Raw genomic sequence first — 26,429 nt, 5'->3', positions numbered from 1 at the left:
CCAACGCGGGCCAAGGGCTTAGGCCAAGGCCCTAGCCAGCATATCTTCCACTGCCGCATCCGAAAGCAGATCGAATGCTGGTGGGAGATCAAGGCGCAGACGAGGCGTAATTGGGTGGTCTTGCACCACCATGAAACCCGCTGATTCGAGTGTTTCCACTGGAAGCAACCCGATGAAGGCGGGTTTTTCGCGTAGGAGGAACTCCGCCTCCTTGGCGTCGCGGTAGCCAAAAGCCTCGACAGCGCTGAAATCGCGCGAGGTAAGGTTCATCACCGCGGCGTCGAGAAGCACTGCTTCTAAACCCCGCGCCGCACGGTGCGATTTCACAAACAACGAGGACAAAATAGCCGCATCCTCAGATACCGGTGAGGAAGGAAGTTTCGCGGCACCTGGTGCGTACTCAGAAGGGCAAAAGAACACCGTGGCTTCATCGCCAACGGTAAGTCCACAGTCGCCGTGGCTGAGCAGCATCGCCGAGATCCAAGCCTCCTTCTCAAAGGCCGGATCAACGACGGCAGTTTTGAGCTCCCAGAAAACAGAGCGAGCCGCCAAGGGGTTGATGGTCACCCCTTCCTTGACGGACTCGACCAGCATTACTTGCCCTCGATGAGCGCGAGGATGCGCTCAAAGTCTTCCTGATCTCCGAACTCCACGACCATCTTGCCCTTACGCTTGCCCATGGTCACGGTGACCTTGGTGTCGAAGCGATCGGAAAGACGCTCAGCAGAGTCGGTGAAGTATTGCGGCTGGGCAGCAGCAGGCTTCTTTTCCTTCTGTGGCTTCTCGCCCTTCTTGTAGAGGGTTACAGCCTCCTCCGTGGCGCGCACGGAGAGGCCCTCTGCGATGACGCGGTTAGCCACGATCTCCATGGCCTCGGAGTCCGGAAGACCAAGAATTGCACGGGCGTGGCCGCCCGACAAGGTGCCAGCCGCAACGCGCTTTTGGACGTTGACAGGAAGCTTGAGCAGGCGAATCATGTTGGTCACCTGCGGGCGGGAACGGCCAATGCGATCAGCCAGCTCGTTCTGGGTAACACCGAACTCTTCCAGCAACTGTTGGTAGGCATGCGCCTCTTCCAGCGGGTTCAGCTGAACGCGGTGGATGTTCTCCAGCAACGCATCACGCAGGAGGTCGTCATCCTTGGTGTCGCGGACAATCGCCGGGATGGTTGCAAGCCCTGCCTTGGAGGATGCACGCCAACGGCGCTCACCCATGATGAGCTCGAAGCCGCCCTCATCAGCCGGGCGCACAACGACCGGCTGCAGGAGACCAAACTCCTTAATGGAGTGAACGAGCTCTGCGAGGCCCTCTTCGTCAAAGACGGTACGTGGCTGCTTAGGGTTCGGAATGATGTCACCGACCGCAATCTCACGGTAGGTGGCTCCGATGACGGAAGGCTTGGCCTGACGCTTTTTGGAGTTGGACTGCTGGATAGTCGGAGCACCCTTCACGCGGCGCTTATCACCAGCTGGACCACCGGTAGCAGCACCAAGGATGATGTCAGCAGCGTCGTTGCCCAGGCGCGGCTTACGGGAGGGTGCATCAGGGCCGGAAGGAATAAGAGCTGCCAGACCTTTACCGAGTCCACCTTGCTTATGTTCTGCCATGCTTTATTATCCTTCCAATTCCGCGTAAATCTCTGGGCTAACACCAATGGCGCCAGTGGTGGGGTGTGGGCGATAATCACCGCGGGAATTCAGTTCCCGGGCCGCCGCCGAATAAGCTCGCGCACCGGTGGAGGTTGGGTCATATTGAATAACAGTCTTGCCATAACCTGGTGCCTCGGACACACGCACCGAACGCGGAATTACATTACCAAGAACTACGGCACCGAACTGTTCGCGCACTTCACTAGCCACTTGCTCGGCCAACTTCGTGCGGGCGTCATACATGGTGAGCAATACCGCGGAGATGTGTAGCTCCTCGTTGAGGTGCTCACGAATCATGGAGATGTTACCCAACAGCTGCCCCACCCCCTCCAGGGCGTAGTACTCACACTGAATAGGAATGATGACCTCTTCGGCACACGTCATTGCGTTGATGGTGAGCAAGCCGAGGGAAGGCGGGCAGTCGATGAAAACGTATTCGAAGCCATGCTCCTCAAGGAAGCCGTTGTGCAGCGCGTCATAAAGACGGAACTCACGACGCACCAAGGAGACCATTTCGATCTCAGCACCCGCCAAGTCAATCGTGGCTGGGATGCAGAAAAGATTAGGGCTGCCGGGGGAGGGCTGCATAGCCTGTTCCGCGGTGCGGTCCCCGAGAAGTACCTCATAGCTAGAGTCAGTGCCCGAGGTATGAGCAGCACCCACGGCAGTGGAGGCATTGCCCTGCGGGTCCAGGTCGATCACCAACACTTTCTTGCCGGCTTCAGCAAGTGCCGCGGCAAGATTGACAGCCGACGTGGTCTTGCCGACGCCGCCCTTCTGATTCGCGATGGTGATAAGACGTGGATTAGTCATGCCGTCTACTCTAGTTCACGCGAGGGACACGGATGATAGTCGTGCCCTTAATGGTTGTGACCTCGGCTTTTCCGCCGCCCGCGCGTTTGATGTCAGCGGCGTCACGCTCCAGCTCCTCATGAACCGAGGAACCCTTGAGTGCAATCATCTCGCCGCCAATCTTCACCAACGGCAGAGACCACTTGGCGAGCTTGCCCAGCGGAGCGACTGCGCGGGAGGTAACGATGTCAGCACCCTTCACAGCCTTCTTCACAGGGCCTTCCTCGGCGCGGCCACGGATAACGGTGACGTTGTCGAGGCCGAGCATCTCCTTGACCTCTAGGAGGTAATTAGAGCGCTTGAGGAGTGGCTCAATCAAAGTGATGTCGAGATCTGGGCGGGCGATAGCCAGTGGGATGCCAGGCAGGCCTGCGCCACTTCCGACGTCGATGACGCGGGCGCCTTCCGGCATCACTTCGCCGATCACGGCGCAATTCAGGATGTGGCGATCCCATAGGCGAGGCACTTCGCGGGGGCCCATAAAACCACGAATGGACCCGTCTGTAGCGAGTGAATCGTGGTAAGTCTGCGCGAGGTGCAGACGGGAGCCAAATACTTCAGACGGGTCCAATTCGGACACTTAAAACTCCTGTGTGAGGTTGTGTTTAGTTGTTGTTGCTGTTCTTGCGCTGCTTCTTGGTGCGGTTGTCCTTCTTGCGAACGCCCGGCTTAGGAGCAGAGGTGCGCTTAAGCTCAGCCTTAGCAGCCAGCTCGCGCTCTTCTTCCTCGTCCATCTTCTTGTACACGATGCGAGTCTGGAAGAAGGTCCAGACGGTATTGGCCAACATGTAGAACAGCAAACCAATAGGCCAAATAGCACCGGAGAAGACCAGCATGCCTGGCATGACCCAGAGCATCATCTTGTTCATGATGGCCATCTGCTGCTGCATCATCTCCGCGTTCTGACCCTGCGGGGCGGCAGTCTTACCGGAAGCACGGCGTGCCTCCTGGCGGTTGAGCGACATACGGGCATTGAAGTGGGTCAAAACCGCAATGATGACAATCAACGGAACGATGATGACCGCTGCCTGCGACATCGTGATGCCCTGCTGATCCAGAATCGGCGAGTTCACGCGCAAGTTAGCAATCAGCGGAACGCCAAAGATCTTGGCGTCCAGGAACTGCTGCACCAATTCCGGCTTGAAGATGTAGTTCGCAGTGTTCGCGTTGGCGTCGACGCTCATCGGCTCGCCTGCTGGGTGTCCAATGCCACCTGCGACCTGAACCGTACGGTCGAAGGAGCGCAGAACGTGGAACAGACCAATGAACATTGGGATCTGAGCTAAGACTGGCAGGCAGCCTGCCATCGGGCGAACGCCAGATTCCTTGTAGATGCGCTGCATCTCTTGCGCAGCCTTGGTTTGGTCATTCGCGTACTTGGTACGCAGCTCCTGGATTTGCGGCTGGATTTCCTGCATCTTGCGGGACGAGCGCAGCTGGGTAATGGTTGGCTTGACCATCACAGCCTTCAGTGTCCACGTCAGCAAGACAATGGATAGAATCCACGTGATGCCCTGGGCGGGATCCATCACGAAGCTCAACAGCCAGTGCCAGAACCAGAGGACGGCCGAGATTGGCCAGTAGATGAAATTAAGCAAGGATTTTCCTCAGTTGTTGTTCGTGCCGGGTACAGGATCAAATCCTCCCGGATGCCAAGGGCCGCATTTGCAGACCCTAGCGATGGCCATGCCGGTGCCTTTGAAAGCTCCGTGAACGGAGAGTGCTTCAAGGGCATAGGCACTGCATGTCGGTTCAAAACGACAGGTGGAAACCATCTTAAGGGGTGACAGATACTTTTGGTAGAAGCGCACCGCCTTCACCATCGGTTTTGCCGCCCCATGCGCGTGCGGTATTTCCTCACCGGAGGAATTTAGATATCCCATTTGCGCAGTGCCTTACGGATATCTTTTGCGAGTTGCTCACTAGAGGCCGCTGCGCTAGCAGGAAGCGCCCGGATGACAATGTCGGCGGTGGGAGGGAGGGCGTCGAAAAGCGACATGCACACATGCCGAAGCCGCCGGGAGGTGCGGTGGCGAACCACTGCGTTCCCGACGGCTTTCGAGACCACAAGTCCGAATCGCGGGCCAGAGGCTGCGATGTCGTGACTTAAGTCTTGGCTTTTGTTGTTACGGTAGTGCACAACAACAGTGCGTGTACCCGCCCGGCGCCCGCCCTTAATCGTCCTGCGGAATTCCGCGGGTGAGGTGAGCTTATGCTGGGCTGGAAGCACGATTATGCCGACAGCTTTGCGCGGCCCTTCTTACGGCGAGCTGCGACGATTGCGCGACCTGCACGGGTGCTCATGCGGGTGCGGAAGCCGTGCTTACGAGCACGACGACGGTTGTTGGGCTGGAAGGTACGCTTACCCTTTGCCACGATTATCTCCTTGAAGTTGTGCGCAGGGCTCCGGGAAGTAAATTCCTGAGCCCCACTGATGAATGGTTGCGTGAGTGGTTAGTAACCCTCGGATGGGTTCACCCTCACGCGCAACATCGGTTTGTTGCGATAGACCATGACAGATTACGTGACGAATGCACCCTGAAACAAATCGACACCCGGGTGTACCCAAAATTACAAAGATGTTTTTATCTGCAGCTAAACGGCTACTTTGCGGGGTCAGAGCACATACGGCGGCTTGCATTTTAAGTTCACGCCGTGCAAGCGCCGAAAAGCGTTAGACAGTCCCGCTAACTCGGCGGTAAAACTAAAGAATCGAATTCCACAGCTACCCACAGACTGTGAATAACTCTAAATCTGCACTTTAGACTTTTTGCATTTTAGCAGCTAAAGACCCTAAAGTACCCTATAGCGAGTTATCCACAGCTATCCGATAGGCTGTGGATAAACAATTCATCCACACTTGTGGATAACTCTGTGGAGATCGAGGTCGTACCGCAAATCCCAATGTGGATACTTCCGTGAAATTCACTGTTATTTTCTCCGTCCAAACTAGGGTCCCACACTAGGGTCCACACAAGGTAGGCGCTTTGTCTGATCAACAAGCGGTGCTTAACGCCAGCTGGCGAGCAGTAGTCGAAGACCTGCTCGCTCAATCTGAGAAACCCAACTCAGATGTACCGAACTTTAACCACACGCAGCGGCTGTACCTCCAGCTCGCGCGACCCATCATGATGATGGATGGTTATGCGTTGCTGGCAGCACACAACGAAACGGCCAAATCCGTCATCGAGAATGACTTAGGTCCGCACATCTCGCGCGCCCTCGCACGCCATTTGGGTCGCCCATGTTCACTCGCTGTAACTCTGGCGAACCCGGAGGATGACGCAGCGCTTAACGACACCGCCAGCACTCAAAGCCAGCCTCAAAACCAGGCGCCGTTTCAGTCATCTGCTTCGACGCAGCACTACGGGCAGCACTCTGTGCCGCAACCTAACCAGCAGCAGGTTCAGCGTCCCATCCAGCAGGAAGCCAACCAAACACAGCCACCAGCCTGGCAAACCAGCCACGCTCCGGCCAGCTTGGATGAGCTTGCCAATCACTACAACCAGCAACAACACTCCAATGCCCGCATTCCGCGCGAGGCACCGGCTCATGATCCCAATAGGGAAGAGTCGCTGAACCCGAAGCACACTTTCGAAAATTTCGTTATTGGTTCTTCAAACCGCTTCGCCAATGGCGCGGCCGTGGCCGTGGCTGAGAACCCTGCGCGTGCCTATAACCCGTTGTTCATTTGGGGCGGTTCTGGCCTGGGTAAGACTCACCTTTTGCACGCTGCCGGAAATTACGCGCAGCTGCTGCATCCGGGCCTGCGCGTGAAGTACGTATCCTCTGAGGAATTTACGAACGACTACATCAACTCCCTGCGAGATGACCGCCAAGAGTCATTCAAGCGCCGCTACCGCAACCTCGACATCTTGATGGTTGATGACATTCAGTTCTTGGAAGGCAAGGAGTCCACGCAAGAGGAGTTCTTCCATACCTTTAATGCGTTGCACCAGGCCAACAAACAAATCATCTTGTCCTCCGACCGTCCGCCAAAGCAGCTGACCACCCTGGAGGATCGCCTGCGTACCCGCTTCGAGGGCGGTCTCATCACGGACATCCAACCGCCAGATCTCGAAACGCGCATTGCGATTTTGATGAAGAAGGCTGCCGCGGATGGCACGGAAGTCGATCGCTCGGTGCTCGAACTGATTGCTTCGCGCTTTGAATCTTCGATTCGTGAGTTGGAAGGCGCGCTCATTCGCGTCTCTGCTTATTCCTCCTTGGTCAACGAGCCGATCAGCTTGGAGATGGCAGAAATTGCTCTGCATGATCTCGCTCCGGACTCCGCGGGTCGCGAAATTACAGCAACCGCCATCATGGAGGTCACCGCAGAGTACTTCAATATCGACGTCGAGACCCTGCGCGGTGCTGGAAAGAAGCGCGCCGTCGCGCACGCGCGTCAGCTCGCCATGTACCTGTGCCGCGAGCTCACTGAATTGTCATTGCCCAAGATCGGTGATCAATTCGGAGGCAAGGACCACACCACTGTTATCTATGCAGACCGCAAGATCCGTAAGGAGATGACAGAAAATCGCAATACCTATGACGAGATCCAGGCGCTGACCCAACGCATCAAGAATCACAGCCACTCTTAGTTCTGTAATCGGTGTTCTGTATTCGGTGTTGAGTATTCACCGCCAGCTTCTGTTTAAAACCGCCCGCCACCTGCCTAGGTGGCGGGTTATTTTTTATCCACAGCGTTATTCACAGTTGTGTAATTTCATTGTTGTAATTCGTAGATCTTGCTCACAAATTTCTTTTCCACAGCGCATTCCCGCTGATCAGGAGCCTGTGATCAGCGCTGTGATCAAATTCCACAATTCTGGGGATAGGTTGTGGATAAAACCGACTCCCGCCCAGTTACTCACAATTTTTGTCATTTGATCACACAGATCCCACAACTCAGATCACAACGCTGATCAGTGCAAAGAGCTTGTCATTTACAGGGTTATCCACAGATCTCACAACGGTTATTACTACTACTAACTAAATTCTCTGATCTATGAAGTAAAAAGAGGATGTGTGTAATTCGACGCTCCGCTGGGCCCAAGGCCCGGAGCAAAGAGTGAATTACAAAAATCTGTCGTGTCGGAGCTATGCGGTAAGTTGGAAACAGCTTTTGTGACTTACAAAAAACACCGCGTTAGAACGCCTCACCACAACAACCCAGCAAGGAGCTCGTCGAGACCATGGACCAATCTGTGTCATTTCGTGTTGCCAAGGATGATCTGGCTAACGCAGTTGCTTGGGTAGCCCGCAGCCTGCCCTCCAAGGTGACGCAGCCAGTGCTTCGCGCAATGCTGATCACCGCGGATGACAATGGTTTGGAATTCACGGGCTTTGATTACGAGGTTTCCACCCGCGTCCGCATCGCTGCCATGGTCGATGAGCCAGGCCGCATCGCCGTTGCAGGAAAACTCCTCGCGGACATCGTTGCCTCTCTTCCGAACAAGGAGGTGGAGATGACTCAGCAGGACTCCAAGGTTCTGCTGACCTGTGGTTCTTCACGTTTCGAGCTGCCTGTCATTCCGCTTGATGATTACCCGCAGCTGCCAGTCTTGCCCGAGGTCACCGGCACGGTGAACCCACAGCTCTTCGTTGAGGCCATCAGCCAGGTTGCCTCTGCAGCAGGCAAGGATGACACCCTGCCTATGCTCACCGGTGTGCACATGGAAATCCACGGCTCTCACGTAGAAATGACAGCCACTGACCGTTTCCGCCTGGCCATGCGCACCTTCGAATGGGAGCCCACCTCACCTGACGTCGAGGCCAAGCTCTTGGTCCCTGCAAAGACCTTGCAAGACACCGGCCGCTCCCTGGATACGCACCTCAACATCCCGGTTGAGATCGCGGTGGGTACCGGTGAGAACATCGGCGCTGAAGGCCTGTTCGGTCTGCACGCAGACAACCGTGAAACCACCACTCGCATGCTCGATGCAGACTTCCCCAACGTCTCCCCGCTGCTGCCAAAGACGCACACCGCTATGGCAAGCATCGAGGTTGCGCCGCTGCAGGAAGCCATCCGCCGTGTGTCCCTGCTGACTGACCGCAACGCGCAGATCCGCATGGAGTTCTCAGAAGGCCAGGTCACCCTGGCTGCTGGTGCAGATTCCGGTAAGGCCGATGAGACCCTGCCATGCGCTTTCACCGGCCGCGATGAATTCGTCATCGCCTTCAACCCGAGTTACCTGAAGGACGGCTTGGCCGTCGTTCATACCGACCGTGTTGTCTTCGGATTCACCGAGCCTTCCCGCCCAGCCATCATGATCCCAGAGCCGGAAGAGATGCCTTTGGCAGATGAAGATGGAGTCTTTCCAACCCCGGAGACTAACTTCACCTACCTTCTCATGCCGGTTCGCTTGCCAGGTTAATGTTCATCCGCGAACTCGACGTCCGGGATTTTCGCTCGTGGCCTGAGCTCAGCATTGAGCTCGGCCCGGGAATCACGTTGTTCGTCGGACGCAACGGCTACGGCAAGACCAACATTGTCGAGGCCATTGGATACGTAGCTCATTTGTCCTCGCACCGCGTCAGCCATGACGCGCCGTTGGTGCGGCAAAGTGCAGTAAATGCACGCATTTCGACGACGGCCGTAAACCAGGGCCGAGAGCTGACTGCCCATCTGCTCATCAAGCCGCATGCGGCCAACCAAGCGCAGATCAACCGCACGCGGCTCAAGAGTCCGCGTGAGTTACTCGGCGTGGTTAAGAGCGTGTTGTTCTCCCCGGAGGATCTTGCGGTCGTGCGCGGCGAGCCCGCTGAGCGCCGCACCTATTTGGACAACATCATTGCGTCGCGCACCCCGCGTTTAGCAGGCGTAAAGGCCGATTATGACAAGGTCTTGAAGCAGCGCAATGCGCTGTTGAAGTCGGCGTCGTCAAGCTTGCGTCGTGGGTACGGGGACAGCGACGGTGCCTCGGCCTTAGCCACCTTGGACGTGTGGGATGCGCAGCTGGCACGTCTCGGTGCGCAGGTCATCGAGGCACGCTTGGCGCTTGTCGACGCCCTGTCGGAACTCATTCCTTCCGCCTACGCAGGGCTGGCGCCGGAGTCGCGGCCGGCTCATATCGAGTACAAGTCCACCATCGATGTTTCTGATCGGGAAGTCCTGGAAGCCGTGATGCTGACAGAACTTGCTGCTAAGAGACAGCGTGAGATCGAGCGCGGAATTTCCTTGGTGGGGCCGCATCGCGACGATCTGGTGTTGAACCTTGGTACGCAACCCGCCAAGGGCTTTGCCAGCCACGGCGAGACGTGGTCATACGCCATTTCTTTGCGCTTGGCCGAGTTCAATTTATTGCGCCAAGATGGAACCGACCCGATTCTCATCCTTGATGATGTCTTCGCTGAGCTGGACGCCAAGCGCAGGGAAAAGCTCGTGCATCTTGCCGCAGAGGCCGAGCAAGTGTTGATTACCGCTGCAGTTGATGAAGATCTGCCGGGCAACCTGGAACCCATCGTGCGCTACGAGGTCACGGTGACAGACACCGAGGATGGCAGAATTTCTGAAATTTCAAAAGTTGATGACCAAGTGAGTGGCGATGACTGATCCCGTCAAGGACTTCTTTGATCGTGTGCGCTCGAATTCCAAGAACGCGCCAAAGCTCAACAAACCTTCGCCAAAGATGAACGTCGAGGCTCCCAAGGAGCCACGGAAATATCAGGTGGGAAGGCCCACTGGGCCCGATGGGCGGCGCCTGCGCCGCAGCCTCGACGTCCCTAGTCTCGGGGCTGCATTGAGTAAGGAAATCTCCCGCCGTGGCTGGGAGAGTGATCTTGCCGATGGATGGGTTATGGGCAACTGGACCAATTTGGTGGGGGAGCGGATCGCCGCCCACACAAAGCCCGAGCGCATCAAGGATAAGGTGGTCTATATTTCCTGTGATGCTTCCGTTTGGGCCACCGAACTGCGATATCTGCAGCGCCAGATCCTTAAGAAAATTGCGGAGCGCTTAGGTCCCGATGTCATCGTTGAGCTGCGGATTCAGGGGCCAAAGCAGCATCGAAACTACCAAGGCCGGCAGTGGGTAAAGCCCCAAGGATCGCAAGATACTTACGGATAGGCTATAAAACTCGGATCGAAAAATCGGGCTAAATTCCGCCCTCTGACTGGTGTGGAGTGCTCTTCAGTAGGGGGACACAGTGTAGAATGGCTAAAGTCTTAGATTTTGCTATAGCCAAAAGGAGTACACGTTTCCGTGGCTGAAGAACACGCATATGATGCCGGTTCAATTACCATCCTGGAAGGCCTCGAGGCCGTCCGCAAGCGCCCGGGTATGTACATCGGTTCTACCGGTGTGCGCGGTCTACACCACCTCATTTGGGAGGTTGTAGATAACTCGGTGGACGAGGCAATGGCTGGCTATGCCACCAAGGTCGTCGTCAAGCTGCTCGCTGACGGTGGCGTCGAGGTCATCGATGATGGCCGTGGCATTCCTGTTGAGATGCACGCTACCGGTGCTCCAACCGTCCAGGTTGTTATGACCCAGCTGCATGCCGGCGGTAAGTTCGACTCTGATTCCTATGCCGTTTCCGGTGGTCTGCACGGTGTCGGTATCTCCGTCGTGAACGCACTGTCGACCCGCGTCGAAGCAGAGATCAAGCGCGATGGAAAGCACTGGTACCAGAACTTCTCTAACGCTATTCCTGATGAACTGGTCGAAGGCGGAAATGCACGCGGAACGGGTACCACCATCCGTTTCTGGGCTGACCCAGAGATCTTCGAGACCACCGAGTATGATTACCAGACCATTGCTCGCCGTCTCCAGGAGATGGCCTTCCTGAACAAGGGTCTGACCATCGAGCTCATCGACGAGCGCGTGACCAAGGAGCAGCTCGAGCTCGAGGCAATCGCCGATGCTGAGTCTGGTGAGACCGCTCTCGAAGCTGAGTCCTTCGATGACATTGACGTTGACGCTGAAGCTGATGGTCCGAGCGAGGAAAAGCCGGCAAAGAAGCTGCAGAAGAAGGTTGTCTACCACTACCCAGACGGCCTGATTGACTACGTAAAGCACCTCAACAAGACCAAGACCTCCATTCACCCGACCATCGTGGCTTTCGATGTCAAGGGAGAGGATCACGAGGTTGAGGTGGCGTTACAGTGGAACCAGGGCTACAAAGAGTCTGTTCATACCTTTGCGAACACCATTAATACCCATGAGGGCGGTACTCACGAAGAGGGCTTCCGCGCTGCGTTGACCTCCTTGATGAACCGTTACGCCAAGGAACACAAGCTCATCAAGGAAAAGGATGGCAACCTTTCTGGTGAGGACTGCCGTGAGGGTCTCTCCGCAGTCATCTCGGTCAAGGTCGGTGACCCACAGTTCGAGGGCCAGACTAAGACCAAGCTTGGTAACTCTGAGATCAAGGGCTTTGTCCAGCGTGCCGTAAACGAGCACGTCAACGATTGGTTCGATGCTAACCCGGCTGAGGCAAAGGCCATCATCAACAAGGCTGTTTCCTCCGCGCACGCACGTGTTGCAGCGCGTAAGGCCCGTGAGATGGTGCGTCGCAAGTCTGCAACGGACCTGGGTGGTCTGCCCGGTAAGCTCGCTGACTGCCGTTCCAAGGACCCGAAGATTTCGGAGCTTTACATCGTGGAGGGTGACTCCGCAGGTGGTTCCGCAAAGGCAGGCCGTGATTCGATGTTCCAGGCAATTTTGCCGCTGCGCGGCAAGATCCTGAACGTGGAGAAGGCCCGCATGGACAAGGTTCTGAAGAACGCCGAGGTCCAGGCAATCATTACTGCTCTGGGTACCGGTATCCACGAAGAGTTCGACATTGAGAAGCTGCGCTACAACAAGATCGTGCTGATGGCCGATGCCGACGTTGACGGCCAGCACATCGCAACCCTGCTGCTGACACTGCTCTTCCGCTTCATGCCGCAGCTGGTTGAGGATGGCCACGTCTACTTGGCTAATCCGCCGCTGTACAAGCTCAAGTGGGGCAAGGGTGAACCTGGCTACGCCTTCTCTGACGACGAGCGCGACAAGCTGCTCGCCGAGGGCCTGGAGAACAACCGCAAGATCAACAAGGATGACGGCATCCAGCGTTACAAGGGTCTGGGCGAGATGAATGCGTCCGAGCTGTGGGAGACCACGCTCGACCCGTCCACCCGTATCCTGCGCCGTGTCGACCTTGAAGACGCGCAGCGTGCTGACGAGCTCTTCTCCATCCTCATGGGTGACGATGTCTCGGCTCGCCGTTCCTTCATTACTCGCCGCGCGAAGGACGTTCGCTTCTTGGACGTTTAATTTTAGGTGTTCGGACCTGCACGCAGACCGATAAAGCTAAAGGCCTTGTAGAAACATGATCTACAAGGCCTTTAGCTTGTTTTAGCGGTTAATACGTCTTACAGTTCCACGTCGATTCCGGGAAGCGTGACGCTCTCGGAAAGGTCAGCATGGCCCGGCTCAACGTTGAAGATGGAGCTAGACGGTGCCGATTGGGCGTCGATAAGCACCTGCTCAATTACCTCTGCCGGGATGGATTCCGGCAGGTAGGCACGGGCAGAGTGGCGGCTGCGGATGAATTCAGAATAGTTATTGCTTGAAGTCATGCGGGCCAGACTACACCCCTTTAATGCATGTGCTTTTGTAGGATGCGGCCGAACTCAGGGACGTGAGGCTCAACGATCTTGGAGACCTTGTTGCGCAGAGAGTTGTAGGCCTTAGCCAGGGCCGCGTTGTTGATCTGATCGGCGTTGCGGTCTGCCACGTTCATCAAGGAATCCGTGACCCGCTTGTCATTGCCGCCGAGGTAGGAGCCAAAATCATCCTGTGCGGAAGACTGGAATTCCTGCCAGTAAGACTCCAGCTCACCGAGCAGATCTGGGAGCATGCGGTTGATGCCCTTGGAAACGATGTCGGAGTCGACCTTCTTTGCCGCGGAAACCGCGCCCTTGATGGCCATGCCGGTGATACCGGACTGCTCAGCGACGACCTTGTCCACCAAAGAGACGAGTTCTGCCACCACAGCAGTGCGGATGGGGGTTTCCAGGAGCTGGGAAAGACTAGACATGCGCCTAATCCTACTGAAGCTGCAAGGTTTCGGAGGTGGCGCGTTTGAGAGAAGCTGGGCAGTAATAAGTCAGCGTAAAGAAAGCCTGTCTTCTATTTCCATGTAGACGCGCGCGCAGACAGTGGCAAAGGCGTCGTTGTGCGCGTTTAAAGCGGGGTAGGCCACGAGCAGGTCGCGCATGGCCCGGGCGGCCTGGACCCTGTTTCCGTGGATTGCGATTCCCTCCATTTTCGCCGTGCTTAACGACGCCGCGGCCACCAATGCCCCAAAGTTCGTCACCGTCACCTTGTGCTGGGCGCAGAACTCGCGGGCGACGAGAAGGAGCTGCTCAGGCGTCATGGGCGGGCCCTTCGGATTTCGGCTTCCAACTCGGCACGGCCGGGGAGGAGGTGGCGTGCGGTGTCTTGCACGGCGGCGTCGGAAAGCGTGCGTGCTGCAGCCGCAACTACCGCGCGCACCACCGCCTCGTGCTTGGAGGTGCCTTGGGCGGAGGCGAGGAGCGTGAGCGCGTGGTCTTGTTCGGGTGTTAAACGAAGGGTCATGGCCATGCCTAAACGGTATCACTGTGGTATCACCAGAGCGGCGTAAGAGGCGCTGGAAGGTCTCAGAGGGTAGAATTTGCGGTTATGAGTGACCAAAATGGCGATCTTTTTGATCGTATTCAACCGATTGATATCAACGAGGAGATGGAGTCGAGCTATATCGACTACGCCATGTCCGTCATCGTCGGCCGTGCGCTTCCGGAGGTTCGCGATGGCCTCAAGCCCGTGCACCGCCGCATCCTTTATGCGATGTTTGACTCGGGTTACCGCCCAGAGCGCGGCTACGTAAAGTCCGCCCGCCCGGTTTCTGACACCATGGGTCAGTTCCACCCGCACGGTGACTCCGCAATTTATGACACGTTGGTGCGTCTGGCGCAGTCCTGGAACATGCGCTACCCGCTGGTTGACGGCCAGGGTAACTTCGGTTCCCGCGGCAACGACGGCCCAGCGGCAATGCGTTACACCGAGTGCCGCATGACCCCGCTGGCCATGGAAATGGTCCGTGACATTCGCGAAAACACCGTCGACTTCTCCCCGAACTACGACGGCAAAACCCAGGAACCTGACATCCTGCCTTCCCGCGTTCCGAACCTGCTGATGAACGGCTCCGGCGGCATCGCCGTTGGTATGGCCACTAACATCCCGCCGCACAACCTGAACGAGCTGGCTGAGGCTATCTATTGGCTGCTGGATAACCCAGAAGCCTCCGATGAGGAAGCACTTGCAGCCTGCATGGAGCGCGTGAAGGGCCCAGACTTCCCAACCGCAGGTCTCATCGTCGGCGATCAGGGCATCAAGGATGCCTACACCACTGGCCGCGGTTCCATCCGTATGCGCGGCGTGACCTCCATCGAGGAGTCCGGCAACCGCCAGACCATCGTCATCACCGAGCTGCCGTACCAGGTCAACCCGGACAACATGATCTCCAACATCGCAGAGTCCGTGGCTAACGGCAAGATCGCCGGCATCGCCAAGATCGAGGACGAGTCTTCCGACCGCGTCGGCATGCGCATCGTGGTCACCCTGAAGCGCGATGCCGTCGCTCGCGTCGTGCTCAACAACCTCTACAAGCACTCCCAGCTGCAGACCTCCTTCGGCGCCAACATGCTCTCCATCGTCGATGGCGTGCCGCGCACCCTGCGTCTGGATCAGATGCTGCGCTACTACGTTGCGCACCAGATCGAGGTCATCGTTCGCCGTACCCAGTACCGCCTGGATGAGGCCGAAAAGCGCGCCCACATCCTGCGTGGTTTGGTCAAGGCCCTCGATATGCTCGACGAGGTCATCGCGCTTATCCGCCGTTCCCCAACGGTGGACGAAGCGCGAGAAGGGTTAAAAACCCTTCTCGCGGTAGATGATGTACAGGCAGACGCCATCCTGGCGATGCAGCTGCGCCGTCTGGCAGCCCTGGAGCGTCAGAAGATCATTGACGAGTTGGCTGAGATCGAAGAGATCATTGCTGACCTCAAGGATATCCTCGCCCGCGAGGAGCGCCAGCGTCAGATCGTCCACGACGAGCTCGCTGAGATCGTCGAAAAGTACGGCGATGAGCGCCGTACCCAGATCGTGGCCGCTTCTGGCGACGTCACCGACGAGGATCTTATCGCCCGCGAGAACGTGGTCGTCACGATCACCTCCACTGGCTACGCAAAGCGCACCAAGGTTGATGCCTACAAGGCGCAGAAGCGCGGCGGGAAGGGCGTGCGCGGTGCGGAGCTCAAGCAGGACGACATCGTCAAGAACTTCTTCGTCTGCTCCACGCACGACTGGATCCTCTTCTTTACCAACTTCGGCCGTGTTTACCGCCTCAAGGCTTATGAGCTGCCGGAGGCAGGCCGCACCGCACGTGGCCAGCACGTGGCTAACCTGCTGGAGTTCCAGCCGGAGGAGAAGATCGCACAGGTCATTCAGATTCAGTCCTACGAGGACGCTCCTTACCTCGTCCTGGCCACCAAGCAGGGCCGCGTCAAGAAGTCCCGCCTCACCGACTATGAGTCCGCTCGTTCTGCTGGCCTCATCGCTATCAACCTCAACGAGGGCGATGCGCTCATCGGTGCTTCCCTCGTCGACGAAGGCGATGACATCCTGCTGACCTCTGAGCAGGGCCAGGCCATCCGCTTCACGGCTGACGACGACCAGCTGCGCCCGATGGGCCGTGCAACAGCCGGTGTGAAGGGTATGCGCTTCCGCGGCGATGACCAGCTGCTGTCGATGTCCGTGGTCCACGACGGCGGGTACCTGCTCGTGGCCACCTCCGGCGGCTATGGCAAGCGTACGGCGATTGAGGAATACACCCCGCAGGGCCGTGGCGGCCTGGGCGTGATGACCTTCAAGTACACCCCGAAGCGCGGCAAGCTCATCGGTGCGATTGCAGTGGACGAGGAAGACGAGATCTTCGCAATCACCTCTGCTGGCGGTGTTATCCGTACTGAGGTTAACCAGATCCGTCCTTCTTCCCGTGCGACCATGGGCGTTCGGCTGGTCAACCTTTCCAACGACGTCGAATTGCTTGCAATCGACCGCAACGTTGAGGACCATGGTGAGGAAGACGCTCAGGCTGTGGCCAAGGGCGAGAAGTCCGTGGAGGATGTTCAGCAGGAGCACCTGAAGATTGCGGATTCGAAGAACACTAATGATGAGGGCAACGAGGAGTAATCCATGGCAAGACGAGACGTAACCCTTACGCGAATCTCCCCAATGTCGGCGTTTCGCGTGGGCTTGGCGATGTCCCTCGTCGGCCTCGTCGCATGGATCCTCGCGGTATGCATCTTGTACTTCGCCTTGGACCAGGCGGGAATCTGGGATTCCCTCAATAGCCTGGTTGGCGGCGTGGGTGGCGCTTTCGAGGTCACTTTTGGTGTGGTCTTGTCCATCTCGGCGTTGATCGGTGCCATCGTGGCCGTGTTCGGCACGTTGATGGCTCCGCTACTGGCGTTCATCTACAACTCCATCGTGGACGTCTTCGGTGGTTTCAAACTGGGTATCCAAGAGAGCGTCGACTAAGACGAAAAGCATTTAACCGGCACCTGATTTTAAGTGTCGGTTTTCTGCTTTTATTAGCCCTCTGACCATACGATTTGTGTTATCTCGCAAAGAGTATGTAAAGTTACAACTCGTTCCGCACAAGGGCCTATAGCTCAGTCGGTTAGAGCGCATCGCTGATAACGATGAGGTCGCAAGTTCGATTCTTGCTAGGCCCACCACGGAACAATGGGGCATTAGCTCAATTGGTAGAGCATCTGCTTTGCAAGCAGAAGGTCAGGAGTTCGATTCTCCTATGCTCCACAGCCCGGAACCCGACACCGTAATGGTGTCGGGTTTCTTTGTTGTTTGGGGGCGTGCACCGTTCCCGGCACTCATCGACAGGATGAAGAGCAGGGGGACGGGTGCCCCCAATGGCGAACTTAGCTAATTGCTATTCGTCTAGAAAATCGAATAATTGAGCAGTTTAGGGCCAAATTTCAGCGAACCGTAAAGCTTGTTAAGTTGCCATTTACGAATGTCTCCTAACCTGTTGATTCGGTGCCAGATTTCCGCGATTCTGTGAAGAGTTGTCCATCCAGAAATTGCGAGAAACGGAGATCCAGTGGACCTCTACGAGTACCAGGCCAGGGACCTTTTCGAAAAGCATGGCGTACCCACCCTGCGAGGTATCGTCGCTACCTCGGCCGTCCAGGCCGAAGAAGCAGCCGCCAAGCTCGGCACGCCCATTGTTGTGGTCAAAGCCCAAGTCAAGACTGGCGGCCGCGGCAAGGCTGGCGGTGTGAAGCTGGCTAAGAGCCCAGCTGAGGCGGCAGAAAAGGCCGAGGAAATCCTCGGCCTCAAGATCAAAGACCACACCGTGCGCAAGGTCATGGTGGCCGAGGGCGCCGACATCGCCGAGGAATACTACTTCTCGATCCTCTTGGACCGTACCAAGCGCCGCTACCTAGCGATGCTCTCCAAGGAAGGTGGCGTGGAGATCGAAAAGCTCGCCGCGGAGCGTCCTGAAGCGCTCATTCGCCGCAGCTTCTCTCCCCTCGATGGTATGACAGACACTCTCGCCCGCGACATGGCCTATGAAGCAGGCTTTGTGGAGGAGGACGTCGCCAAGCTTGTGCCCGTCTTTAAGCAGCTCTACAAGGTCTACACTGCGGAAGACGCCACCCTGGTGGAGGTTAACCCGCTGGTGAAGACCGCACAGGGTGACATCATCGCCCTCGATGGCAAGGTGACGCTCGATGGCAACGCGGAGTTCCGCCACAGCGAGCATGCTGCCCTGCACGATCACGGTGCCACGGATCCGCTGGAGCTCAAGGCGCAGCAGATGGGCCTGAATTACGTAAAGCTGGATGGCTCGGTGGGCATCATCGGCAACGGCGCGGGCCTGGTGATGTCCACGCTCGACGTCGTGGCATATGCGGGCGAGGATCTGCCTAACCAACCCAAGCCCGCGAACTTCCTTGACATCGGGGGTGGTGCCAACGCAGAAGTCATGACTAACGGCCTCGAAGTGATCCTCGGGGATCCCCAGGTCAAGTCCGTATTTGTCAACGTCTTCGGCGGAATCACCGCCTGCGACGAGGTAGCCAAGGGCATCGTGCAGGCCTACAAGATTCTGGCCTCCGATGGAATCGAGCCGAAACCGCTCGTCGTACGTCTCGACGGCAACAACGCAGAGCTTGGACGCAGCATTCTCGACGACGCGCACCTGCCCAAGCTGGAGCAGGTTTCCACCATGGACGCAGCGGCTCGCAAGGCCGCGGAGCTGGCTGAATAGGAGTAACAATGTCTATTTTTCTCAACAAGGATTCCCGCATCATCGTCCAAGGTATGACCGGCGCCGAAGGCATGAAGCACACACGCCGCATGCTCGCCTCCGGATCGAATATCGTGGGCGGCGTCAACCCCAAGAAGGCCGGTGAGCGCGTCGACATCGAGGGCCAGCAGATTCCAGTCTTCGGCTCCGTGCGCGAGGCGATGCAGGCAACCGACGCCAACGTCACCGTCATCTTCGTCCCCGCCAAGTTCACCAAGGACGCGGCTGAGGAAGCCATCCGCGCGGGCATCGAGCTGGTCGTCATCATCACCGAGGGAGTTCCAGTCAAGGACACCGCGGAGCTCTTCGCGCTTGCGCGCGAGTCGAAGACCCGCATCATTGGCCCCAACTGTCCAGGTCTTTATAGCCCTGGCCAGTCCAACGCAGGCATCATCCCAGCGGAGACTGCTCCGAACCCGGGCAAGATTGGTTTAGTGTCTAAGTCTGGCACGCTGACCTATCAGATGATGTATGAGCTCTCCGACATTGGATTTAGCACCTGCGTGGGCATTGGCGGTGACCCGATCATCGGAACTACCCACATCACGGCTATCGAGGCCTTTGAGAAGGACCCCGAGACCGAGGCCATCATCATGATCGGCGAGATCGGCGGCGACGCCGAAGAATATGCCGCACGCTATATCAAGGAGCACGTGACCAAGCCGGTGGTGGCCTACATTGCTGGTTTTACCGCGCCGGAGGGCAAAACCATGGGGCACGCAGGAGCGATTGTCTCTGGAGGATCCGGAACCGCAGAGGGCAAGAAGGCTGCGCTTGAGGAGGCCGGCGTGAAGGTCGGCAAGACTCCGAGTCAGGCGGCGCAGCTTCTCCGGGAAGCGCTGAAATCTGCCTAGCAGATGCTTAACCTCTAAACCTTCGTTGCTAGAATAAATTTCATGACCGAGAAGGACAAGAAGTGGCTCGATGAGGAGGAACTCTCTTCCTTTGTATCCCTCATGGGAGTCACCATCCGCTTAACCAGCATTCTGGATGCCCAGCTGCGTGACGACGCCGGCTTGAGCTTCTTCGAGTACACCGTTCTGTCTCGTCTTTCCGAGTCGGAGAATCGTGAGATGCGCATGCGCGACCTTGCGTACACGGCGAACGGCTCGCTCTCTCGGCTTAGCCAGGTGGTCACGCGTTTGGAGAAGCAAGGTTGGGTTACGCGCCGTCCAGATCCGAATGATGGCCGCACCACGCTGGCGCAGCTTACCGACGCCGGCTGGGATAAGGTTGTCGCCACCGCGCCTGGGCACGCCGCCCAGGCGCGTCGTTCCGTGATGGACAACCTCACTCGCACGCAGGTGCGCCAGCTCAACCAGATCAACGATCGCATCCTCGCGGCCATCGAGAGCGATGAACGCTACGGCGGGCGTTACTAGGCCTCATTAGCTCGGCGGCAGGCCTCTGCGCGCCGAGACGGTCTTGTCGAAAGGAATCCAAAAGCGCAAAGGTGCTTGTTTATTCTTACTGATGCCAATTCGCGGCCCGCAGACCCACTCCGGCTCTTGCTCACGCTCGGTGAGTTGAATTGGTGTGCCGTTATCTTCCAGCGTGAATCCCAGTGCTTTTCCGAGGTTCCCCGGCCCACGGGCGAGGTTATGGAAGTCGGTGGTGCCGCGGCGTCGGAAAGCGAGCTCGGTACCTTCGATGACCTCGCCGCCGCGTAGTAGACATCCTTGGCCCGTGCCCTCCGGGGCGCACACGATGTTGCCGTTGCGGTGGATGCCGTAGGAGGCGTAGACGTAAAGGCGCCCGGGTGGGCCGAACATCGTAGCGTTGCGCGGGGTCTGGCCGTTGTAGGTGTGCGCTGCCTCGTCATCCTCGCCGAGGTAGGCCTCAACCTCGGTGAGGCGGATGCTGACGCCGTTGAAGGTGAGAGTTGCCCCCAAGAGTTGGGGTGCAACGACATCTGCGGGGGCCGAGAAATCAATCATCAGCTCCGAGAGTAGTACTGCTTGCCCGGTTGTGGGTTGGGGATAAGAGTATCGAGGCTGACCGGCTCGAGGCCCTTGGCGCGCAGGCCGTCGATGACGCAGCTGGCAGCATTAACCGTGGTGGCGTGGATGTCATGCATGAGGATGATGCCGCCCGGCTGCGCGCCGCTGACTGCAGCGCTGCATACGTGCTCGGAGTTGCGGTCCTTCCAGTCCAGCGTGTCCACGGACCACATGGCCTCGGCTTGGCCGTTGGCTTTGGCCGCGGCGTCAACAGTGCCGTTGGTGGCGCCGTACGGTGGGCGCAGCCAACGAGGGCTCTGGCCGGTTGCCGCCTTGATGGCGCTGGCACCTGCCTTGATTTCCCCGTCGACGTCGCCGGCGGCGAGCTTGTTCAGCTCGCGGTGCGTGTTGGTGTGGTTGCCGATGGTATGGCCCTCCGCCTGCATGCGACGCAATAGCTCTGGGTGCGCGGTGGCGTTGGGCGCTAGGACCATGAAGCTGGCGTGGGCATTCTTGGACTTCAGGGTGTCGAGGAGCTGGTTGGTGAGGGGGCTGGGGCCATCGTCATAGGTGATGGCCACGCAGTTGGCGCAGTTGGGGGCGGTTTTCGCTGCGGACTGTGCTGGTTGTGCGGGGTACTGAGCGGGCTGCGCTGCCGGTGCTGGCCGCGAGGAACCCCACTCCGGCGGAAGGGTGTTGAGGAAGCGGTCGGCTTCTTGCTGGAGGTTAGGCAGCTGAACTGCCGGTAGTTCAACCGTGGGCAGCGGGGGAAGAGCGGCCTGTGCCGTCGCGGGTAGGGCCGCGGCGGTGAGGAAGGCAACGGTGGCAACAGCGAGGCGGCGCATGGTGAAGGACCTTTCTAAGCGAGGAGTGGACAGATCCTTGATTATGGTGGCTACTTCCTATAAAAACCCTAGTGACACGCAACGGAAGTGAAAATTGTTATCTTTTGTGGCTAATGTGACTCGCGTAAAAGCCTATGCCACCTGGATCGAACGGATGTGGTTGCCCAGTCCGCGCCGAGTAAACACGGTCTTGGCGGTGCGAGGGTCGTCGGCCGCGCCCATGGTCAGCAGCAACGGCACGTAATGATCGGCGGTGGAGTGGGCAATGCGCGCGCCCGGTGCTTTGTCCATGTAGGCCATGAGCTTGTCGACGTCGCCCGCGTGAATGGCATGCGCCGCCCACTCATCGAAGGCATCGAGGTGGTGTCCGGCGTAGGCACTGTGGCTGACGAAGAGGGCGGGCATGGGTCCGTCGCTGGGCTGCCAACGGCGGTGCTGGTCAGCTAGGGGAATTGCCCGTTCACGGAGATCGAAGATTGCGCCTGCTGGGCGGGTTACTTTAAAAGTAAAGTAAATTAGGTGTGTTGTGGTGGGGATTTTTTCGCGCGGGCTCGGTGGAGTAGTATTAACCGCACTGGGGCATTAGCTCAATTGGTAGAGCATCTGCTTTGCAAGCAGAAGGTCAGGAGTTCGATTCTCCTATGCTCCACAGCCCGGAACCCGGCACCGTGATGGTGTCGGGTTTCTTTGTTGTTTGGTGCATGCACCGTTCCTGACACGTTTGCTACTTAGACCTAGAAGCGCTTCACCAGCACCACATGGCCCTCCGACTCACCGACCGGCTCGAACCCCATAAATAGGTAGAGCCGGTGCGCACGCTCATTGGCCAGGGCCACCGAGAGCGAGGCGCCGGGAGCGCCTAAGTCGCGGGCGAGGTCCGTGGCGGCGCGAATAAGTAAAGTGCCCATGCCCTGCGAGCGGTAGCGCGGCTCCACAGCAAGGGCGAGCTCCGGAATTCCCTCTTCCACGTGCCCGTAGCCGTGGCGCTGCTCAGTTCCCCAGTTCAGCCACACGCCACCAGCGGGAACGTTGCCCTCCCACGCGATGAAGCCGCCGCGGGAGGGCTCCCATCCGGCGAGGTAGTAGTCGAAGTCGGCGTCGAATTGCGGCGTGAGCTCCTTGTGCTCCTCACCGAAAGTGTCCGTGAGGAAGTTGAGGCGGGCCAAGTAGGTGCGGTCCGCCTCGCTTAAGGGGCGCAGTTTGAAATCAGACATGGTGGCCAGCCTAGTGGCCGTGCTCCCACTGCGCATAAGCCTTGGCATAGCGGCCGCCGAGCGCCATGAGGGAGGCGTGCGTGCCGTCCTCGACGATTTCGCCCTGCTCCATCACGATGATGCGATCCGCCTCGCGGGCCTGGTCTAAGCGGTGAGCCACCACCAACGCAGTGCGCCCGCGGGTTACAGCACGTGCCGCAGACTCCAGCACCGCGGCATGCTCGGAGCCGGCTTCCGACGTCGCCTCATCCATGATGAGCACCGGCGGCTGACGCAAAATCATGCGCGCCAGCGAAATTTGTTGTGAGGCCTCCGCTCCGATTTCCTCGTTACCTGCGCCGATGAACGTATCGAGACCGTCAGGCAGCCAGCGCGAGGACTCGTCCAGGCCGACTTCGTGCAACGCCGCCCACAATTGGGCGTCGGAGGCGCCGGGGAGGGCGAGGAGGAGGTCGTCGCGAAGCGTGCCGGAAAACAGGTGAACCTCCTGGGTGATGAGCGCGACGTGCTCGGTCACCCACGTGTTGGGAACCGTGGCGGTGTCCACCGCATCGAGGTGAATGGTGCCGGTCGTGGGGTACTGCAGGCCCGCCACCAGCGCCGCCAGAGTGGACTTGCCCGCACCCGAGGTTCCCACCAGCGCGGTCGTGGTACCAGCCTCCAAGGTAAGGTCTATGCCGTACAGAACCTCCGCGCCGCCGGGGTAGGAGTAGGTGACGCCGTCGATGCGTATCGCTGGCGCAGCCGAAAGCGAGTCCTGCTCTTGGTCCGGAATATCACTGCTCAACAGCGCCAACGCAACCGCGCGGCCTAGGGAAGTGACCGCATGCTGGATCTCACCGGCAAAGAACAAGATGTTGAATACGTGCACCTCAAGGCGCATGATCAGCAGCACCGCGGCCGCCGCCTGGCCCTGCGTGACCCAGTCCCAGACCACCATCGGCACTGACATGGACAAGGTTCCGAGTAGCAGCACCGCGAAGCTAATGGAGCCCTGGCCGATGATGCGGTTGATGAGCGGGACCTTATCGCCCCAGGCCTGCACCGTATCCCAGGAGTAGCGCTCCATGCGCTGCTCGGCCCAGCCGCCGAGCTTGAATTGGCGCAGGGTGTCCAAGGCGCGGATGGTGTCGAGCAAGACGTTGTTGCGGCGCGCCTCGACGGAGGAGACCTCATTTGCTATCTCCGGGATGTCGCGGATGGTGCCTTTGATGAACGGGTACATGATAAGCACCGCCAACGCGAAGATCAGCAGGTAAGCCGGGTGGATGAGCACCATGCTCAGCGCGGTGAGTGGCAGGATGAACAGGGTGACGGCCAGGCGCTCGCCCATCATGGAGATAGAGGTGACCACGGTGTCGATGTCCTTGGACAAACGCGTAATCACGTTGCCCGTGCCCAGCTCCATCACGCGGGGAACCGGCGCACGCAGCACCGAATCCAGCGCCGCGGTGCGCAGGTCCACGGCTAGGCGCCGCGCCTTGGCATTGATCATGTAGCCTCCGATGGCGCGGCCGGTAACCTCCGCGATTAGCGCTGCGGTAATGATGCCTAGCGCCGCGAGCATCGCTGGGCGGCCCGAGCCGATGACAGGCAGCTCCATTCCTTGGATGATGTCCACCACGCGGCCCAAGACCTGGGAGCCTAAGTTCATCATCACGATGGTGACGGTGAAAACGGCAAAGACCAGCAGCATCTTCGGGCGCGTTGGCGCCGAGGGCAAAGTCTTGAGGAAGCGCCACGATTCGCGCGCTGAAGCCGGCGCGAGTGCATCTGCACGAGACTGACTCACAGCGCCACTACCTTGTCCGCGTTGGCGGCCCACGTCGGGGCGGCGGTTATCACCACGGTCACGCGTCCGCGGCGCAGCTTAGCCACGCGCTCGGCCACGGTGGCCAAGGTCAGGGAGTCGAGACCCGTGGTGGGATTATCGAGCACGAGCACCTCGGGATCCTGCGCGAGCGCACGGGCAAGAGCCACGCGCTGTCGCTGGCCACCGGAAAGGTTCAGGCCGGCCTCGCCGATAGGGGAGTCAGGCAGAGTGCCGTCGTGCCCAAAGCCGCCCAGGCGCGTCACGATGTCGCCGCAGGCGGCAGCCTCCAGCGCAGCGTGCACCTGCTGTGTAGGGAGGGTGCCAAGCGGGTCGATGTTATCGGCCAGGGTGCCCTCCAAAACTGAAATGCGGTGCGGCGGGCAAAGAGCACCGTGGGCGGAAAGGTGGGCGGTCCAGGCGTCGACAAGCGCGCGGCCCTTAGCCGTCTCCGGTATCCACACGTTGAGCCCTGGTTCAAGGTCTACCGGGGTGCCCTGCTTGGCGACGTCCCCTTTGCCCAGGTCCTGCAGCAACTCACCCACGCGTTCCACCGACGCCTGGCCCTTTGCCCAGTTCTCTGTGAGATGGCCGAGCGACAAGCCCAACGCGGTGAGCGCGGGAGGAGCGAGCATCGTAATAGACATCATGCCGCCGGGCTCGATGTTTCCTTCGAAGGTCTGCCAGGCCGTCCACGTGAGAAGGAAGACGGCAAAAAGGGTGGGCACCATTTGGCGCAGCCACGACAACAGGACGCTCAGGCGCAGTTCGCGGAGCATCGAAATAAGGGCGTCGTGGGCAGCCAGAGTGAAGCGTTCTTTGGCCACCTCGTTGGCTCCGAGACCTTTGATGACGCGCGAGCCTTGGGCAAAGTCAGTGGCCAGGGCCAGCGCAGTGTTTTCCTTGGCGCGCCGGGCAGATGCAACGCCCGTCAGGGGCTTTGCGGTGGCCCACGAAGCAATGGCGGTCAGGATCGCGCCCACGATGAGCCCGAGGGAAACCACCCAGGAAATCGGAGCCAGGCTGAAGATGGCACCGATGAGATATCCCGCCATGAAAAGCGGGAAGTTAAGCACCTGCTTGAGTTGGCCGATGTAGTGCGAGTCCTCGTCCATCGTGTTGAGGAGGCGGCCGGGGCTGAGTCCTTTGGTGGAGGCGTCGAGAAGCTTGTGTAAAAGGCCCAAGCGCAAGGTATGCGTGGTGCGAGCTTGGCTAAGATCCGTGAAGGCGTCCGCTGTGGCCTCCGCTAGGTACATGATGTAGAGCAGCAATGCCGTGACCAGTACGGGAACGCCCAGTGTTCGCCAGGAAGGATCGCTGAATGCGTACTGCGTGGCCTGACCAATGACCACGGAGACCAGCGCACCCAACGGTGAGTTGATGGCGGCCGCTATGAGTAGGCCCACCACGCCAACAGGCTGGGCAAACAGCAGCCGCCGAGTGGCAGCACCAGGCTTTGCCCAATTGGTGGTTTCGGTGAGAGAAGTTTCCCCGGTGGGAGGCTGATCTGGTAGATACCAGGACCAGGTTTTCATGCGAGGATAGACAGTCATAGCTGCATATCCTATAAGAAAAGGTCGCCTTCTAATTCACTAGAAAGGCGGCCTTTAAGGGCTCTTAAGCGAGGTGATAATTCGACACGTCGTAACCCGAGAACTCGCGGTCGATGCCACTGTCATCCACGGAGTGGAACGTGGTGCCGTTCTCGATAGCAAAGCGGAGATTGTCTACTCGATGCGAAGGATCGCCGCTGA

The 26,429-nt window shown here is 58.7% G+C and carries 28 protein-coding genes and 3 tRNA genes; 13 read left to right on the top strand and 18 right to left on the bottom strand.

Translation table 11 applies throughout. From position 1 onward, the window contains the following. Positions 1-18 precede the first annotated feature (18 nt). Genes HMPREF0308_RS08625 through rpmH form a run of 8 tightly spaced genes read right to left on the bottom strand, consistent with a single transcriptional unit; the run spans position 19 to position 4,877 of the window. A complete protein-coding gene (locus HMPREF0308_RS08625) occupies positions 19-594 on the bottom strand; it encodes a hypothetical protein (protein ID WP_005530708.1) in 576 nt (191 codons plus the stop codon). After that, positions 594-1,607 carry a ParB/RepB/Spo0J family partition protein gene (locus HMPREF0308_RS08620; protein WP_005530705.1) on the bottom strand — a complete coding sequence of 338 codons (1,014 nt, stop codon included), beginning with the start codon at positions 1,605-1,607 and terminating at the stop codon, positions 594-596. The genes HMPREF0308_RS08625 and HMPREF0308_RS08620 overlap by 1 nt, the downstream gene beginning before the upstream one ends. Positions 1,608-1,613: 6 nt before the next feature. Continuing rightward, a complete protein-coding gene (locus tag HMPREF0308_RS08615) occupies positions 1,614-2,462 on the bottom strand; it encodes a ParA family protein (RefSeq protein WP_005530704.1) in 849 nt (282 codons plus the stop codon). 10 nt (positions 2,463-2,472) lie between these two features. Further along, positions 2,473-3,081: a 16S rRNA (guanine(527)-N(7))-methyltransferase RsmG gene (rsmG, locus tag HMPREF0308_RS08610; protein ID WP_034657290.1), complete on the bottom strand. Its 609-nt coding sequence runs from the start codon at positions 3,079-3,081 to the stop codon at positions 2,473-2,475. 25 nt (positions 3,082-3,106) lie between these two features. Next, positions 3,107-4,099, bottom strand: a complete 993-nt coding sequence (gene yidC, locus HMPREF0308_RS08605; protein WP_005530700.1) for a membrane protein insertase YidC — start codon at positions 4,097-4,099, stop codon at positions 3,107-3,109. 9 nt (positions 4,100-4,108) lie between these two features. Beyond that, complete coding sequence (gene yidD / locus HMPREF0308_RS13315) at positions 4,109-4,324, bottom strand: membrane protein insertion efficiency factor YidD (RefSeq protein ID WP_005530697.1); 216 nt, start codon at positions 4,322-4,324, stop codon at positions 4,109-4,111. Between the two features lie 47 nt (positions 4,325-4,371). Continuing rightward, the gene (rnpA, locus tag HMPREF0308_RS08600) at positions 4,372-4,731 is read right to left on the bottom strand and encodes a ribonuclease P protein component (RefSeq protein ID WP_034657288.1); all 360 of its coding nucleotides are present in this window, start codon (positions 4,729-4,731) and stop codon (positions 4,372-4,374) included. Between the two features lie 2 nt (positions 4,732-4,733). Then, positions 4,734-4,877 (bottom strand): 50S ribosomal protein L34, encoded by a 144-nt coding sequence (rpmH, locus tag HMPREF0308_RS08595; RefSeq protein WP_005530694.1) that lies wholly within the window; start codon positions 4,875-4,877, stop codon positions 4,734-4,736. A gap of 611 nt (positions 4,878-5,488) precedes the next feature. Between rpmH and dnaA the strand changes: the two genes are divergently transcribed. The 5 genes from dnaA to gyrB all read left to right on the top strand — a co-directional run bounded on the left by dnaA (position 5,489) and on the right by gyrB (position 12,760). Next, the gene (gene dnaA, locus HMPREF0308_RS08590; RefSeq protein ID WP_005530692.1) at positions 5,489-7,102 is read left to right on the top strand and encodes a chromosomal replication initiator protein DnaA; all 1,614 of its coding nucleotides are present in this window, start codon (positions 5,489-5,491) and stop codon (positions 7,100-7,102) included. A 594-nt stretch (positions 7,103-7,696) separates the two neighbouring features. Continuing rightward, positions 7,697-8,878: a DNA polymerase III subunit beta gene (dnaN, locus tag HMPREF0308_RS08585; protein WP_005530690.1), complete on the top strand. Its 1,182-nt coding sequence runs from the start codon at positions 7,697-7,699 to the stop codon at positions 8,876-8,878. Continuing rightward, the gene (recF, locus tag HMPREF0308_RS08580; RefSeq protein WP_005530688.1) at positions 8,878-10,056 is read left to right on the top strand and encodes a DNA replication/repair protein RecF; all 1,179 of its coding nucleotides are present in this window, start codon (positions 8,878-8,880) and stop codon (positions 10,054-10,056) included. The genes dnaN and recF overlap by 1 nt, the downstream gene beginning before the upstream one ends. Continuing rightward, positions 10,049-10,570 carry a DciA family protein gene (locus tag HMPREF0308_RS08575; RefSeq protein WP_005530686.1) on the top strand — a complete coding sequence of 174 codons (522 nt, stop codon included), beginning with the start codon at positions 10,049-10,051 and terminating at the stop codon, positions 10,568-10,570. The genes recF and HMPREF0308_RS08575 overlap by 8 nt, the downstream gene beginning before the upstream one ends. Before the next feature lie 135 nt (positions 10,571-10,705). Further along, positions 10,706-12,760, top strand: a complete 2,055-nt coding sequence (gene gyrB, locus HMPREF0308_RS08570; RefSeq protein ID WP_005530684.1) for a DNA topoisomerase (ATP-hydrolyzing) subunit B — start codon at positions 10,706-10,708, stop codon at positions 12,758-12,760. Positions 12,761-12,858: 98 nt separating this feature from the next. Here gyrB and HMPREF0308_RS08565 read toward each other — a convergent pair whose 3' ends face one another. The 4 genes from HMPREF0308_RS08565 to HMPREF0308_RS08550 form a co-directional block, all read right to left on the bottom strand. Continuing rightward, positions 12,859-13,065, bottom strand: coding sequence for a nitroreductase family protein (locus HMPREF0308_RS08565; protein ID WP_005530682.1), 207 nt, complete (start codon positions 13,063-13,065; stop codon positions 12,859-12,861). A 20-nt stretch (positions 13,066-13,085) separates the two neighbouring features. After that, positions 13,086-13,526, bottom strand: coding sequence for a DUF6918 family protein (locus HMPREF0308_RS08560; protein ID WP_005530680.1), 441 nt, complete (start codon positions 13,524-13,526; stop codon positions 13,086-13,088). A 69-nt stretch (positions 13,527-13,595) separates the two neighbouring features. Further along, positions 13,596-13,865 carry a hypothetical protein gene (locus HMPREF0308_RS08555; RefSeq protein ID WP_005530678.1) on the bottom strand — a complete coding sequence of 90 codons (270 nt, stop codon included), beginning with the start codon at positions 13,863-13,865 and terminating at the stop codon, positions 13,596-13,598. Next, on the bottom strand, positions 13,862-14,074 hold the full coding sequence (locus HMPREF0308_RS08550) for a hypothetical protein (protein WP_005530675.1): 213 nt from the start codon (positions 14,072-14,074) through the stop codon (positions 13,862-13,864). Before HMPREF0308_RS08550 ends, HMPREF0308_RS08555 begins: the two co-directional genes overlap by 4 nt. 78 nt (positions 14,075-14,152) lie before the next feature. Between HMPREF0308_RS08550 and gyrA the strand changes: the two genes are divergently transcribed. The 7 genes from gyrA to HMPREF0308_RS08515 all read left to right on the top strand — a co-directional run bounded on the left by gyrA (position 14,153) and on the right by HMPREF0308_RS08515 (position 20,248). Next, positions 14,153-16,723, top strand: a complete 2,571-nt coding sequence (gene gyrA, locus HMPREF0308_RS08545; protein ID WP_005530674.1) for a DNA gyrase subunit A — start codon at positions 14,153-14,155, stop codon at positions 16,721-16,723. Between the two features lie 3 nt (positions 16,724-16,726). After that, a complete protein-coding gene (locus tag HMPREF0308_RS08540; RefSeq protein ID WP_034657287.1) occupies positions 16,727-17,071 on the top strand; it encodes a DUF3566 domain-containing protein in 345 nt (114 codons plus the stop codon). A gap of 123 nt (positions 17,072-17,194) precedes the next feature. Continuing rightward, a tRNA-Ile gene (locus HMPREF0308_RS08535) sits at positions 17,195-17,271 on the top strand. Between the two features lie 9 nt (positions 17,272-17,280). Continuing rightward, positions 17,281-17,353: transfer RNA gene (locus HMPREF0308_RS08530), tRNA-Ala, on the top strand. Between the two features lie 301 nt (positions 17,354-17,654). Next, positions 17,655-18,827, top strand: coding sequence for an ADP-forming succinate--CoA ligase subunit beta (gene sucC / locus HMPREF0308_RS08525; RefSeq protein WP_005530671.1), 1,173 nt, complete (start codon positions 17,655-17,657; stop codon positions 18,825-18,827). An 8-nt stretch (positions 18,828-18,835) separates the two neighbouring features. After that, the gene (gene sucD / locus HMPREF0308_RS08520) at positions 18,836-19,720 is read left to right on the top strand and encodes a succinate--CoA ligase subunit alpha (protein WP_005530668.1); all 885 of its coding nucleotides are present in this window, start codon (positions 18,836-18,838) and stop codon (positions 19,718-19,720) included. 42 nt (positions 19,721-19,762) lie between these two features. Continuing rightward, positions 19,763-20,248 carry a MarR family winged helix-turn-helix transcriptional regulator gene (locus tag HMPREF0308_RS08515; RefSeq protein ID WP_005530667.1) on the top strand — a complete coding sequence of 162 codons (486 nt, stop codon included), beginning with the start codon at positions 19,763-19,765 and terminating at the stop codon, positions 20,246-20,248. A gap of 6 nt (positions 20,249-20,254) precedes the next feature. Here the strand turns inward: HMPREF0308_RS08515 and HMPREF0308_RS08510 are convergent, their stop codons facing one another. The 3 genes from HMPREF0308_RS08510 to HMPREF0308_RS08500 form a co-directional block, all read right to left on the bottom strand. Then, positions 20,255-20,803, bottom strand: coding sequence for a DNA-3-methyladenine glycosylase (locus tag HMPREF0308_RS08510; protein WP_005530664.1), 549 nt, complete (start codon positions 20,801-20,803; stop codon positions 20,255-20,257). Next, a complete protein-coding gene (locus HMPREF0308_RS08505; RefSeq protein WP_005530662.1) occupies positions 20,803-21,651 on the bottom strand; it encodes a polysaccharide deacetylase family protein in 849 nt (282 codons plus the stop codon). Before HMPREF0308_RS08505 ends, HMPREF0308_RS08510 begins: the two co-directional genes overlap by 1 nt. Positions 21,652-21,783: 132 nt before the next feature. Continuing rightward, positions 21,784-22,056: a class III extradiol ring-cleavage dioxygenase family protein gene (locus tag HMPREF0308_RS08500; protein ID WP_005530660.1), complete on the bottom strand. Its 273-nt coding sequence runs from the start codon at positions 22,054-22,056 to the stop codon at positions 21,784-21,786. Between the two features lie 171 nt (positions 22,057-22,227). Here HMPREF0308_RS08500 and HMPREF0308_RS08495 point away from each other — a divergent pair. Continuing rightward, positions 22,228-22,300 (top strand) — tRNA-Ala (locus HMPREF0308_RS08495). A gap of 85 nt (positions 22,301-22,385) precedes the next feature. Here HMPREF0308_RS08495 and HMPREF0308_RS08490 read toward each other — a convergent pair. From HMPREF0308_RS08490 to HMPREF0308_RS08480, 3 genes are all read right to left on the bottom strand, one after another. Continuing rightward, complete coding sequence (locus HMPREF0308_RS08490; protein WP_034657286.1) at positions 22,386-22,865, bottom strand: GNAT family N-acetyltransferase; 480 nt, start codon at positions 22,863-22,865, stop codon at positions 22,386-22,388. Positions 22,866-22,875: 10 nt separating this feature from the next. After that, positions 22,876-24,561 carry an ABC transporter ATP-binding protein gene (locus HMPREF0308_RS08485; RefSeq protein WP_005530657.1) on the bottom strand — a complete coding sequence of 562 codons (1,686 nt, stop codon included), beginning with the start codon at positions 24,559-24,561 and terminating at the stop codon, positions 22,876-22,878. Positions 24,562-24,653: 92 nt separating this feature from the next. Next, positions 24,654-26,228 (bottom strand): ABC transporter transmembrane domain-containing protein, encoded by a 1,575-nt coding sequence (locus tag HMPREF0308_RS08480; RefSeq protein WP_034657284.1) that lies wholly within the window; start codon positions 26,226-26,228, stop codon positions 24,654-24,656. Positions 26,229-26,429 lie beyond the last annotated feature (201 nt).

This window comes from Corynebacterium striatum ATCC 6940 (assembly GCF_000159135.1).
Lineage (GTDB): Bacteria > Actinomycetota > Actinomycetes > Mycobacteriales > Mycobacteriaceae > Corynebacterium > Corynebacterium striatum.
This window is presented reverse-complemented; position numbering and strand designations above follow the sequence as displayed.

Bases quoted from the DNA above. Each gene is read 5' to 3' on its own strand.
- HMPREF0308_RS08615 (WP_005530704.1), bottom strand. From the start codon at position 2,462: ATGACTAATCCACGTCTTATCACCATCGCGAATCAGAAGGGCGGCGTC.
- HMPREF0308_RS08565 (WP_005530682.1), bottom strand. From the start codon at position 13,065: ATGACTTCAAGCAATAACTATTCTGAATTCATCCGCAGCCGCCACTCT.
- HMPREF0308_RS08620 (WP_005530705.1), bottom strand. From the start codon at position 1,607: ATGGCAGAACATAAGCAAGGTGGACTCGGTAAAGGTCTGGCAGCTCTT.
- sucD (WP_005530668.1), top strand. From the start codon at position 18,836: ATGTCTATTTTTCTCAACAAGGATTCCCGCATCATCGTCCAAGGTATG.
- dnaN (WP_005530690.1), top strand. From the start codon at position 7,697: ATGGACCAATCTGTGTCATTTCGTGTTGCCAAGGATGATCTGGCTAAC.
- HMPREF0308_RS08515 (WP_005530667.1), top strand. From the start codon at position 19,763: ATGACCGAGAAGGACAAGAAGTGGCTCGATGAGGAGGAACTCTCTTCC.
- recF (WP_005530688.1), top strand. From the start codon at position 8,878: ATGTTCATCCGCGAACTCGACGTCCGGGATTTTCGCTCGTGGCCTGAG.
- HMPREF0308_RS08505 (WP_005530662.1), bottom strand. From the start codon at position 21,651: ATGCGCCGCCTCGCTGTTGCCACCGTTGCCTTCCTCACCGCCGCGGCC.
- HMPREF0308_RS08485 (WP_005530657.1), bottom strand. From the start codon at position 24,561: ATGCTGCTGGTCTTTGCCGTTTTCACCGTCACCATCGTGATGATGAAC.
- yidD (WP_005530697.1), bottom strand. From the start codon at position 4,324: ATGGTGAAGGCGGTGCGCTTCTACCAAAAGTATCTGTCACCCCTTAAG.
- HMPREF0308_RS08510 (WP_005530664.1), bottom strand. From the start codon at position 20,803: ATGATTGATTTCTCGGCCCCCGCAGATGTCGTTGCACCCCAACTCTTG.
- HMPREF0308_RS08575 (WP_005530686.1), top strand. From the start codon at position 10,049: ATGACTGATCCCGTCAAGGACTTCTTTGATCGTGTGCGCTCGAATTCC.
- HMPREF0308_RS08560 (WP_005530680.1), bottom strand. From the start codon at position 13,526: ATGTCTAGTCTTTCCCAGCTCCTGGAAACCCCCATCCGCACTGCTGTG.
- HMPREF0308_RS08625 (WP_005530708.1), bottom strand. From the start codon at position 594: ATGCTGGTCGAGTCCGTCAAGGAAGGGGTGACCATCAACCCCTTGGCG.
- HMPREF0308_RS08540 (WP_034657287.1), top strand. From the start codon at position 16,727: ATGGCAAGACGAGACGTAACCCTTACGCGAATCTCCCCAATGTCGGCG.
- gyrA (WP_005530674.1), top strand. From the start codon at position 14,153: ATGAGTGACCAAAATGGCGATCTTTTTGATCGTATTCAACCGATTGAT.
- HMPREF0308_RS08490 (WP_034657286.1), bottom strand. From the start codon at position 22,865: ATGTCTGATTTCAAACTGCGCCCCTTAAGCGAGGCGGACCGCACCTAC.
- HMPREF0308_RS08555 (WP_005530678.1), bottom strand. From the start codon at position 13,865: ATGACGCCTGAGCAGCTCCTTCTCGTCGCCCGCGAGTTCTGCGCCCAG.
- HMPREF0308_RS08550 (WP_005530675.1), bottom strand. From the start codon at position 14,074: ATGGCCATGACCCTTCGTTTAACACCCGAACAAGACCACGCGCTCACG.
- HMPREF0308_RS08480 (WP_034657284.1), bottom strand. From the start codon at position 26,228: ATGACTGTCTATCCTCGCATGAAAACCTGGTCCTGGTATCTACCAGAT.
- HMPREF0308_RS08500 (WP_005530660.1), bottom strand. From the start codon at position 22,056: ATGCCCGCCCTCTTCGTCAGCCACAGTGCCTACGCCGGACACCACCTC.